Genomic DNA, 12,531 nt, shown 5'->3' with positions numbered 1-12,531 from the left:
GCAGGTATTTATATCAAATTTGAATATTCTTGAAAAGATATTCTTCTGATTATCAATTGTTTGTTACAATTTGCTTTCATTTTGCTTTTTATTGTTTTTTTAATGTTAACAAAATGTTACATTTAGTTACAGGATCGTTACTATTCCACTGTCAACGGTAAGATCCATCTATCTTTTAATGGCGGATTTTGTGAGTTGGGGTATTGTTATTTTAATGTTCAGTTAACAGGAGGCAGTTAGTTTTGCTGCATCTTAAAATAGAATATATTGACGAGTAAATGGCAACTATGACGCAATAGAAGACCCTCACACAATAAAACCGGCCCTGAAGCAGAGCCGGTTTACCAGCAGCAATTTGGATTGAGCCCCGCGCCGCTGTCTAAGCAACTAAACTATTAATCACCTAAGTATTCGAAAATATGAAAATATTCTTACTGCACCAGCAGAAGGGTGTGCTTCTAGGTATGTTCCTATTGGTACACGCTTTACTAATTTTCCAAACACAATCAGTCTACTCACAAACCGGAACCGGCCGGATAAGCGGCAAGGTAACCGATGAAACGGGAGCCCCGCTCCCCGGAACAAGCGTTAAAATAGAAGGAACTACTAATGGAGCGCAGACTGGCGCTGATGGTACCTACTCTTTGACCGCGCAGCCAGGTACTTACACCCTGATCGCGACTTTCATTTCTTACCAGCAAAAGCGTATCACAGGAATTGTGGTGAGTTCAGGGCAGACTGCAATCAATAATATTACCCTTTTACCAGAATCAGGTGTTCTGAATGAGGTAGTTGTCGTTGGTTATGGAACACAGAAAAAAGAGAATTTAACAGGATCAGTGGATCAGGTTTCAGGAAAAACCCTGCAGAACAGACCTATTCCAAATCTTAGTCAGGGACTACAGGGTGTTCTGCCAAATTTGAATATCAGGCTTGGGGATGGTAAACCCAATCAGGCACCTTCATTCAATGTTCGTGGAGCAACCTCAATCGGACAGGGAGGTAACGCTTTAGTGCTTATAGATGGTGTTGAAGGCGACCCTAGCTTGTTAAATCCAAACGATGTAGAGAGTGTTACCGTGCTAAAAGATGCAGCATCTTCATCCATTTATGGGGCAAGGGCAGTGTTTGGGGTGGTAATGATAATGACGAAGAAAGCATTGGGAGGTAGAACTTCTGTAAACTATTCTAACAATTACGCTTCGAAAAGTCCCGTTGAGCGTCCCGATTTCGTAACCGACGGATATACCTGGGCGAGGATGTTTACAGAAGCGTTTCTAAATGGAGATGGTTCATTCCCTCAAAATGCTAATAAAACGCAAAAATGGTCGCCAGCTTACCTGGCTGAATTTAAAAAGCGAGCAGAATCCGGTCAGCCGTATAATACAGTAGAGGTAGATCCCGTGACAAAAGAATATGTTTATTATGGAAGTACAGACTTTTACAAAGAGTTATACAACGATCATAATGGAGCAAATGAACACAACTTGTCCATTACCGGTGCAACCGACAAACTAAATTTCCTGGTTTCTGGAAGATATCAGAAACAAGGAGGCTTATTCCGTTACAATTCTGATGACTATGACGCGAAGAACTTTAGAGCACGCGGATCAATTCAAGTATTTCCGTGGTTGAAAATAGATAATAATGCGGATTTCTCGGTGGTATCTTATTTTAACCCTTTGAATGTGGGTGAAGGAGGCGGAATCTGGCGGAATATTGCTGATGAGGGGCATCCAACCTCAGTAATGTTTAATCCCGATGGAACCCTGGCATTTTCCGCAGTTTATACTGTCGGTGATTTTTGGTATGGTAAAAATGGTATCGATTCTAAAAAGCAGCTTTTTCGAAATACGACAGGTTTTACCACGAGTTTTTTCGGGAATAAGTTTAGGGTTAATGGAGATTTCACTTTTAGAAATAACGATTTCAACCGCGAGCAGAAGCGTGTGCAAGTTCCTTACAGTGCAATTCAGGGAATCACAAGTTATGTTGGAACGACGACCAATGATCTTGCATATGATAACCGCAACACCGAGTATATAGCTAATAACTTATATGCGGAATACGAAAATAAATTCCGGGATGCTCACTCGTTTAAAATCATGGCAGGTTATAACTTCGAGCAATCGACATATAACCGGCTTGCTGCACAGCGCAATGGTATAATCTATGATGGGGCATCTGACCTTAACCTTGCATTGGGTCAGCAAATCGTGACCGGGGGAGGTTATGACCGCTGGGCAATTCTTGGGGGTTTCTCAAGGCTGAATTATGCCTTTAAAGATCGCTACCTGCTTGAAGTAAATGGCCGCTACGATGGATCCTCCAAATTTCCATCGGATCAACGATTTGGATTTTTCCCGTCATTATCGGCTGGATGGAGGGTTAGCCAGGAACCATTCTGGAAAGTTTCACCCAAATTCATCTCCGATCTGAAGATCAGGGCATCATATGGTTCTTTAGGAAATGGTAATATTGATTCCTACGTTTTCCAGGAGAACTTTGGAATTTCTCAGTCCGGTATTATTTTAAATGGGACAAGACCTCAGCAAACAAGCCGCCCGAGTGTACTTCCAAACGGTCTTACCTGGGAAACTTCGACAACATCCAATCTTGGTCTGGACATGGCGCTTTTATCGGACCGCCTGACTTTCTCTGGAGATGCTTATATAAGGAATACCACAGACATGTTCACGGTAGGTTTAACTGCACCGGCCGTATTCGGTGCGACTGTTCCAAAGGGTAATTATGCGGATCTGCGCACCAAGGGCTGGGAATTATCAATGGCATGGCAGGATCGGATAAAAGGCATGTCTAAGCCATTAGGATACAATATTCGCCTGTCGTTGGCTGACAATACAACTAAAATCTTAAAGTACAATAACCCGGATAAGTTACTCAATGACTATTATGAAGGGCAGACAGTAGGGGAAATCTGGGGTTATGAAACTGAAGGGTTTTTTATCGATCAGAAAGATATTGATTCCCATGCCAAACAAGGCCCGCAGATGAGAGCCTCGCCAACAAACTTATGGTATCCGGGCGATATCAAGTTAAAAGATCTGAACAATGACGGGTTCATTAATGTTGGTACTGACAGGGTTTCTAATCCTGGAGACCGAAAGATTATTGGAAACAGGTCACCAAGATATACCTATGGAATAAACCTCGGCGCGGACTGGAATAACCTCTATTTTACTTCATTCTTCCAGGGCGTTGGCAAGCAGGACTGGTATCCAAGTACAGAAGCGGAATTTTTCTGGGGCCAGTACAACAGGCCATATAACAATATTCCAAACTTCCATTTAGGCAATATGTGGACGCCAGAAAATACGAACGCTTATTTTCCGAGAACGATGTCACGTGCAGCTTCAAATGCAACGAACAGAACCCTCGGAGTGGCTCAAACGAGATATTTGCAAAATGTTGCCTACATAAGGATGAAAAATATTCAGGTTGGATATAATCTTCCGCAGAAATGGATCTCTAAAGTTAAAGCCACTTCTGCAAGGGTATATTTCTCAGGGGAAAATCTATGGACTTACTCACCGCTCTATAAGATCGCAAGTGGTATTGACGTAGAGAACACCGTGGCATCCGATCAGGTGTTTAATCCGGGGGGCAATTCAGGTGATGGATATAATTATCCTATGCTGAAAAGTATCTCCTTAGGTTTGAATTTATCTTATTAATAATATCTAGAAACTAGAATTATGAAAATAAACTATTATTTATTGCTGCTGCCACTCATGCTTTTTGTGGCTGCTTGCGAAAAACTGGAGCAGGAACCTGAGTCGACCACATCGAAATCAGCGGTGTTTGGAAGTGATAACGGCTTGCAGCTATATGCAAATTCATTTTACGGAATTTTGCCGGGTACTTCTACCAGTCTTGATGCTATGTCGGATTACCTCGCAGTAAAAGCTGTTCCAACATTTATACAGGAGAATGCATTTGCTCCATCCCTGAGCTCAGGCTGGAGTTGGGGTGACCTCCGGAATATAAATTACTTTATCGAAAATAACACGGGTCCTGGTGTCAGTGCTGAGAGCCGAAGACATTATATGGGGCTGGCGAAATTTTTCCGCGCTTATTTTTATTTTGAGAAAGTAAAGCGCTTTGGCGATGTGCCATGGATTGGAAAGCCATTGGACGTAAATGATCCGGCTTTATACAACGGGCGGGATTCCCGCACTCTTGTAATGGATTCGGTACTGGCAGATATTGATTATGCGTGTGCAAATCTGAGAGCCACAGCTGATAATTCGAGAAGTACTGTTACCCGTGACATCGCTTTTGCGCTGAAATCCAGGATCTGTCTGTTCGAAGGAACTTTCAGGAAATACCATACTCAGCTGAATCTTCAGAGCACGGCCAATGCATGGCTGACCAATGCTGCAGCAGCTTCGAAAGTTGTGATGGATAAGGGAACTTATACGATCAATTCAACAGGAGGGCCAGGTGCTTCCTACCGGCTGGTATTTACTAACCCCGCACCGGTAGCTAACGAGGTTATGATGGCGGCTGTTACGGATATTACGCTTAATGTTTTGAACGATGCCAATTGGTGGTGGACAAGTGGTACTTATGGTGCCAAAGCAAGTCTAATCCGCACGTTTGTTAATACTTACCTCAACCGGGATGGTACTCCTTTTACAAACAATCCTGCATATCCAACAATGGTGTTCAAGGACGAAGTGAAGAACAGAGATCTTAGGTTACAGCAGACGATTCGAATGGGGAGTTATAAGAGAGTTAATGGAGGAGTACAGGTTGCAGCGCCACCGGTATTCACTTATACCTTTACCGGCTATCACCCGATCAAATTCTCTTTGGATGACATGTATTATGACGCTGGTGCATTGAATAATAATTCAATTCCTTTGTTTCGCTTTGCGGAAGTTCTGTTGAATTATGCCGAGGCGAAAGCCGAGCTTGGGACACTTACAGATGCTGAATGGGCTAGTACTGTTGGTGTTCTTCGTGCCAGAGGAGGTATTACAGGGGGATTGACAACAAAACCAACAATAGCGGATCCCTATCTGATGACTAATTATTTCCCGGGTATATCTGATGCTACCATTCTTGAAGTAAGACGTGAACGGGGTATTGAACTGAGTCTAGAAGGTCACCGTTTCCCTGATCTCTTAAGATGGAAACGTGGTCCGCTCATGCAGATGGAATGGAATGGATTTTACGTTCCTGCTCTTAATACACCAATGGACCTGAATGAAGACGGTGTTATGGATGTACTATTTTATTCTGGTACAAAACCAGCAAATATTGCCGGTGTAACCTTTGTGGATGTATCTCCGACAATAGGTACTGCGGTAAATTCACAACGACTGAAAAACGGCACATCCGGTGAATTAACCTGGATGAATGAAATATCCCGGAAATGGAATGACAAACAGTATTTCTATCCAATTCCTCAAGTGGATGTGTTGAAAAATCCTAAACTGGGGCAAAATCCTGGCTGGTAGTTCGATGGTTTTAAAATCAGAAATATGAAAATAAAATCAATTTTAACAGCAATTTTCGTTTTCACTGTCGCTTTGGCCAATTCCCAATCGTTAAAAGTTGGCACTTTCAATGTCAGGTATGATAATCCACGTGATTCGGGCAACCTTTGGGTTGCCCGGGCACCGGTGGTTGCGAATCTGATTCGTTACCACGACTTCGATGTATTCGGAGTGCAGGAGGCGTTAAAGAACCAGCTGAATGACATTAGTGCTGCACTTCCTGAATATGCCGTTTACGGTAAAGGGCGTGATGACGGAAAGGACGGTGGAGAACATTCCTCTATTTACTATAAGAAAGAGATGTTCAAGTTGCTGAAGAGTGGTGATTTCTGGCTTTCAGCAACACCGGATGTACCTGGTAAGGGTTGGGATGCTACCTGCTGTAACCGCATTGCCTCATGGGTGCAGCTTCAGGAGGTCAAAAGCAAAAAGAAGTTCTATCTCTTTAATGTGCATTTTGATCATCAGGGAGTAATCGCTCGTAAGGAAAGCGGCAAGTTAATGGTCCAAAAGATCAAAGAAATCGCGGGCAACGACCCTGTCTTGTTAACAGGAGATTTTAACGGTGGCCGTGAAAGCGAATGGTATCAGACTATCGCAAATTCCGGGATATTAAGGGATTCTTATAAAGACGTAAAATATCCATATGAGAATAACTCATCCTCTAACGGATTCAGGGTGCCGCGCGGTAAGGGAGTGATCGACCATATCTTTATATCGAAGCACTTTAAAGCAAACAGGTGGGGTATCCTGACTGATACTTACTTTGGTAAGTTTCCTTCAGATCACTTTCCTGTGGCTGCTACGGTGACGTTGTGAGAGACTTGGCAGACTAAAACCAATCAATATTCAAAAGGTCGACAGTTAGCGGTCGGCCTTTTCTTGTTTGATAGATAACGCCGTCAATATATGATGGGCGATTCTTTCCTCGTGCCTCAGGGCAATGACATGTGCTGTTGCAGACCAACGGTCAACAGATTGCTTGGCCGTACCTCCTCGCAATGACAGGCGTTAATAGCGAGGATTGGGCAGGGGTGGAAGGGCGCGGCCCTTCCACCCCTGCCTTTTTTTAAAAAGTGCTCTTGTCATTGAGAACGCAGTGAAGCAATCTCGCCTTGTCATCCGACTTCAGTTCACGGAAATCCATCATACCTCATACTTCCTGCCTCCTCCTTCGTCCCCAACTGTTAAAATTTGTTAAACTCCTCACAGAGCTACTAAACTTTCGTAGATTTACGATAGTTAAATAGAAAATTAATTAAAAACTGATATGAAACGACTTTTACTTTGCTGTGCGATCTTATTTAGCTTTACAGCTTACTCACAGGAACCGGACAAGGCGCTTATCCGGGTGCTCTACACTTTTAACCATATACATGATACATTAAATCGTGATAAACCGCGCACGGAGAATATGTTGCTCATTGCAGGTAGAAATGCTTCTGTATATACCAGCAATGACAAGATAAGCCAAAATGCAAACCGCTTAAAGCAAATACAGGAACAAATAAAAAATAGTGCCGGGGGGCCAACTCAGATCAGGGTCGAGCAGACATCCAGCCGGCCGATCACCCGGACCGACAATTATTTTTTTGCCAGGGAGAATAAATTTATCACCGTTGAGAATTTGTTTAACAATTACCTGATTGAAGAAAAGGCCCCGGTGATTGACTGGAAGATATCCAAAGATACCATGACCATTTCCGGCATTCAAACCCAAAAAGCCACAGCGCGGTTTAAAGGCAGAAATTGGATCGCCTGGTATGCTCCGGATATGCCTTTTCAAAGCGGTCCGTGGAAGCTGAACGGTTTGCCGGGATTGATCATTGAAGCCTATGATGACAAGAAGGAAGTTCAGTTTCTGTTCGCTGGCACAGAAAAGCCACAAGTTAGTGCAGAAGCTTCCGCGGCAGGGGGACATATTACCGGACCCTCTGGCGCAACTGTTATGATAGGTGGAATGGATAATAATCTTTACGCCGGTGCGGAGGTGAAGCTGCCGGCTGATGGTATAAAAACCACACAAAAGGATTTTGATAAGTTAAAAGAAACCCGCGATAAGGACCCGCAGGGATTTATGAAGGCGCAAATGGCAGCAAGGGGTATAAGCGGTGCAAACATAACTATACGGCAAGGCTCGCCCTCCGGACCTACGGGAGCAGCTGGCGTAACACGTCCGACCATTGTAATCAACAATCCGATAGAACTGCCTGAAGCGAAATGAAACAGCTCCTTATTTTGACATGCTTTTCCCTATTCGCATGTTTTGCATTTGGGCAGCAAACTATTAATGGTAAAGTAACAGACGCCCAGGGCAAAGCTATTGAAGCTGTTAGCATTAATCTAAAGGATGCGGAGGGTAACATCCTGAGCTTTACCAGGACCAATGCAGCCGGGGTCTACAAGTTCAGTCTTAAAGATCAGGCTAAAGGTCTGAGGGTGGAGGCATCAAGCCTGGGATATAAAAAGGCTGGCGTCAATGTCACCGATCCCACCAAACCCTATAACCTAATTCTGCAGGATAACGCTATTGATCTGGCACCCGTCACGGTGAAAAACCGTGCTGCTCTGACGGTCAATGGTGATACCTTGAGTTACAAAACTTCCGATTTTGCGGATAAGCAGGACCGGACGATCGGAGATGTAATTAAGCGTATGCCTGGCGTTGAAGTCGCGGAAAGCGGGAAGATCAGTTATAACGGAAAGGCCATATCCAACTTATACGTCGATGGCGATAATTTGCTTGACGACAAATACAACATTGCGACAAAAAGTATTCCTCAAGGCGCTGTTGATAAGGTTCAGGTAATCCAGAACGATCAGCCGATCAAAATGATGCGGAAGAACAATATGAGTGAAGATGTGGCACTAAACCTCGTTATCAAGGACGACGCGAAAATGAAAGTGATGGGCGACGCTTTGGCAGGAGCAGGGGCGCCGGATAAGTTCGATGGGAATGTTTCGGCGATGCTATTCAATAAGGAGCTCAAGTTTGTGAATAATATAAAAGGAAATAATATTGGTGTTGATCCAGGTATGGATGTGGTGGGGCATAATATGGCTGATCTCATGCGCCGCCAGGAAAATAGCAAGCCTGCGAATTTACTTTCGACCGGCGCCGCCGGAGTGCCTGGTCTCCCTCAGAACCGCTCACTTTTAAACACTGCCGGCTTAGTAAATCTAAACAACTTATATAAGTTCAATACAGACCTGCAGATGCGGGCAAATGTGTCTTATTTATATGATGAGCGCGTTCAGCAATACGACAAGCTTTCCGAAATATATCTTCCCGGACAAACGGTGAGGTATACAGAACTGCAGGATAATTTGCTTAAGCCGCAGAAACTGCAAACTCAGCTTAACCTCAATGAAAATTCCGACCTGCACTATCTTAACAATACATTTAAGGCAGATTATCTGCCTTCTCAGGCCACATCTCGCATTGTCCTTAACGGAACAGGTGCAAATCAATCTCTTAATCAAAAGACCTTTGACATTTCGAACGAGTTTAACTACCGGAAGAAATTAAAATCGGAGAATATCCTTAACCTGTATTCATTCCTTAATAAGATCAGCCAGCCTGAAATATTATCGATAACGCCAGGCTTAAATGCGGACATCAACAATAGCGGCATGCCATATGCAGGCCTGGATCAATTGCTGAAGCAACCAGCATTTTTTACTAATAATTACGCCTCGATGGCCTTCGTGAAGAATCAATTTTCGCAGACCTATAAAGCCGGGTTTAGTTTGCAGGAACAGGAGATCAATTCGCAGCTTTACCGAATCCAAAACTCGGGGATAACAGAATTGCTATCGTCAAATGCTGTTAATGATCTGAACTGGTCAAGGACAAGGGTTTATGCCGAGGGTACATATGAATTGAAAAAGGATAAAATTCAGGGGGGGCTGAGTCTGCCGCTTGGCTATAATTTAATTAAGTATCAGGACGGCGTAACCAGGCTGGATAAATCTATGCGGCGCCTGTTCCTGACGCCCTCTCTCAACGTTAAGTACCTGACCGGTATCGAAACCTACCTTACGATGAATTATTCGTTCCGCAACGAGCTTGGCGGGATCAATGATATCTACCGGGGGACAATCCTCAGAAACTACCGCTCTTTTTTTGCTAATAACTCGCCCCTATCTGAAGTACGGACACACAATGTTGGTGCAAGCTTTAACTTCAGGAAGGCTATGCAAATGTTGTTCTTCAATATTACCGGCAACTACAGCGATGCAGCTTTAAACACCATTTCCTCAATGTCGCTCACTGATAATATACAGCAGAGCGTAGCATTGCCGTTGTCAAATCACATCCGTAACTACGGACTTAGTGCAAGTTCAAGCAAGTACCTTTTCGGGCTTAGCAGCACGGTCAATGCCGGGGTGAGCTTTAACTATAGCACATTTGCCCAACTTCAAAACGGCCTTTTAACGCCTTTCGGCTCAAGGACCCTAAGCTATAAGGGCGGTATAGAATCCAAATTAACCCGGTTCATGACTGCATCCTATAACCTGAATTATTCTGTAACCGATAATAAGGCGAAGGTAAGCAATGGCCTGGAGAACAATTATCAGCAGTTACGGCAGCAATCAACCTTGTCGTTTACTACACTTAAAAATGTATACGTCAATGTTTCCGGCGAACACCTATATACGCACCAATCGACGCAGCCGGATCTGGAATATCTTTTCGCAGACTTAAATTTAAGATACAAGCTGGTCAAAATGAAAACTGATCTTGAGTTTGGGGTAACTAATCTGGCTAATATAAAAACCTTTGATGCTTTGATCCTTTCCGCTAACTCATTTACTACCGGATCATACAGGATTCCAGGAAGGATTGCGATGTTGAGGGCGAGATTTAATTTTTAGTATCAAGTATCAAGAATTAGGAACCAAGAACCAAGACACAAGCGCTTATTCAGGTACTTTTAAACGTTTTATATGGCCGATCTTGATTCCTGGCTCTTGGTTCTTGGCTCAAATTATTAACACTACTGTTTCTCCACCCTAATCATCAATTTCTTACCACTACCAGCACCGTCAGGACCTGCTAATTCAAGCTTTCTGAATTCTTCCTGTGAGATTTCTTCGCCATTCAGAAAGAACTTTGCAGAAAGTTTGCTGCCGGTATCAGGCGATTGTCCAGGCCCAGCTATATGTCGAAAATTCATTATACCAGTTGGAGGGTTTTCTCCGCTCTCCCGGTGGACGATAAAAACATTCTTTGGACGGATGCGCAAGCTGTCGGTGTCTGAAAATATTGTGCTTGGGCTTTCCTCGCCGGTTCGTCTAACTGTGATCATTTTTATGCGATCGCCAGGCTTTGGCATCGGGAGCTCATCAAATTCGGAGTGGACTGAACCGCTGTCGGTATCATAGGCTTCGATAATTAGAAAGCGTTTCAGTGTATCCTTTTCGACAGCGGGCGCTAGAGAGGGCGTCCTTTTTAGCTCAGCACTTCTCATGCTCATTTTCGGGTTTGGTTGTGACTCCCGGCGCTCTGGGCTACTAATAGCCAGCATTGGCTTTGAAAAAATGATCTTTTTTATTTCGGCTTTCTTACTGATGGTAAAAGCGAGGGTGGTTAATAATAAAATGGGCAGTAAAAAAAGATACCGCGACAAAGCCAGGGGCGACGACCGTCTGGCGTTCATCATTTTGATCCTTTTTTTGAGATCCGAGAGACTGAAATTATTTACGATCGCCATAGCCGGCACCAGATTGCCCGCGTGAAGCAGGCTATATTGATATGTTTTTTTGTCAATACCCTTTCTCAGAATCTTCGCATCAGTTATAAACTCGATATTTTCACGTACCGCACGCTTCATCAACCAGACCCCGGGATTAAACCAGTAAAACACAATGGAAAGCTCAGCCAGAATTATATCGAGAGTGTGCCAGTCATCAACATGCACCTTTTCATGTTTCAGGATATTTTCCAGGTCAGTTTTGCTGTGAAGTTTGGGGTTAATGTAGATCGTTTGCCAAAAGGAGAACGGTCCCAGGTCATCCGATAAGATTCTCATCCTATAATCTGAAGCATGCCCGGGACTGGAATTTTTGTGGATCCGATACAGCGAGAAAAACTGCATAGCCAATCGGAAGGCCATCAGCACTACAATAGTCCAGAAAACAAAATTTGCGGATTGCCAGTAAACAGATATACTGCCGGGTTGAATGTATCCGGACACCTGCTGACCAATGGCCGGTGCGATCGAGGCAATTTTATCGTAGCGACTCGATACGGTGTTTATATTAATGAACGGATATGCAGACGAAAATAAGATTCCGAATATCAAAAATGCCCGGTTTAGTCCGTAGAAAGTGAGTTTTCTAAGTACGAAATAATAAGCTGCCGCGAACAGAATAAGTACTACATTTATTTTGAACAGGAGTATAAAGAGAGCTGGCATAGCACTATTTTTCGGATTCTTCGATAAGATTAATGATCTCTTTCAATTCGTCAGGGCTGATCTTTTTGTCTTTCGCAAAAAATGTGACCAGCTCCTTATACGAACTTTTGAAATAGTCGTCTACAAAGCCGCTGAGGAATCGTTTCTTGTAATCCACTTCCTTTACCTTAGGGCTGTAGCGTAAAGCGTTTGCAAATTTTTCGCTGCTTACAAAGCCTTTTTGTTCCAGCTTCCTGACTGTTGAAGCTACGGTTGTGTAAGGCGGTTTAGGATCCGGCATCTGATCAACAAAATCTTTTATAAAGCCTTTTCCCGCCTGCCAGATCGCAAGCATCACTTCTTCTTCCTGTAAGGTTAACTTCTTCATTAATATCAATTATACACCCAGGATTATCTACGAGGGTTTCGTAAAAATACGAAAAGTTTTAAGTAGGAGAGTGTTATTAAATGTTAAAAGTAATTGGTCCTTTTCCGCCTTATGCCGGCAGTGCACATACTTTTTGCTTTAGGTGACCGTTGCACAACTAACATCGGTTGATAATTCATGTTTTTCTAAAAAGGCACTTTTCCTGAAATTAGATCAT

Annotated in this window: 7 protein-coding genes; 5 read left to right on the top strand and 2 right to left on the bottom strand. The window is 43.4% G+C overall.

Annotation, left to right across the window (positions count from 1 at the left end):
- The first annotated feature begins 419 nt into the window (after positions 1-419).
- From B5X60_RS16035 to B5X60_RS16015, 5 genes are all read left to right on the top strand, one after another.
- Positions 420-3,695 carry a SusC/RagA family TonB-linked outer membrane protein gene (locus B5X60_RS16035; protein WP_079703751.1) on the top strand — a complete coding sequence of 1,092 codons (3,276 nt, stop codon included), beginning with the start codon at positions 420-422 and terminating at the stop codon, positions 3,693-3,695.
- A 21-nt stretch (positions 3,696-3,716) separates the two neighbouring features.
- Positions 3,717-5,486: a RagB/SusD family nutrient uptake outer membrane protein gene (locus tag B5X60_RS16030; RefSeq protein WP_079703750.1), complete on the top strand. Its 1,770-nt coding sequence runs from the start codon at positions 3,717-3,719 to the stop codon at positions 5,484-5,486.
- Between the two features lie 24 nt (positions 5,487-5,510).
- Positions 5,511-6,344 carry an endonuclease/exonuclease/phosphatase family protein gene (locus B5X60_RS16025; protein WP_079703749.1) on the top strand — a complete coding sequence of 278 codons (834 nt, stop codon included), beginning with the start codon at positions 5,511-5,513 and terminating at the stop codon, positions 6,342-6,344.
- A gap of 451 nt (positions 6,345-6,795) precedes the next feature.
- Positions 6,796-7,749 (top strand): GLPGLI family protein, encoded by a 954-nt coding sequence (locus tag B5X60_RS16020; RefSeq protein ID WP_079703748.1) that lies wholly within the window; start codon positions 6,796-6,798, stop codon positions 7,747-7,749.
- The gene (locus B5X60_RS16015; protein ID WP_079703747.1) at positions 7,746-10,403 is read left to right on the top strand and encodes a TonB-dependent receptor; all 2,658 of its coding nucleotides are present in this window, start codon (positions 7,746-7,748) and stop codon (positions 10,401-10,403) included. Before B5X60_RS16020 ends, B5X60_RS16015 begins: the two co-directional genes overlap by 4 nt.
- A gap of 122 nt (positions 10,404-10,525) precedes the next feature.
- Here B5X60_RS16015 and B5X60_RS16010 read toward each other — a convergent pair whose 3' ends face one another.
- Together B5X60_RS16010 and B5X60_RS16005 are read right to left on the bottom strand one after the other, a co-directional pair.
- On the bottom strand, positions 10,526-11,947 hold the full coding sequence (locus B5X60_RS16010) for a M56 family metallopeptidase (RefSeq protein WP_079703746.1): 1,422 nt from the start codon (positions 11,945-11,947) through the stop codon (positions 10,526-10,528).
- A 4-nt stretch (positions 11,948-11,951) separates the two neighbouring features.
- Positions 11,952-12,314 (bottom strand): BlaI/MecI/CopY family transcriptional regulator, encoded by a 363-nt coding sequence (locus tag B5X60_RS16005; protein WP_079703745.1) that lies wholly within the window; start codon positions 12,312-12,314, stop codon positions 11,952-11,954.
- Positions 12,315-12,531: the final 217 nt, after the last annotated feature.

The sequence above is a fragment of the Daejeonella lutea genome (genome assembly GCF_900168015.1).
GTDB lineage: Bacteria > Bacteroidota > Bacteroidia > Sphingobacteriales > Sphingobacteriaceae > Daejeonella > Daejeonella lutea.
This window is presented reverse-complemented; position numbering and strand designations above follow the sequence as displayed.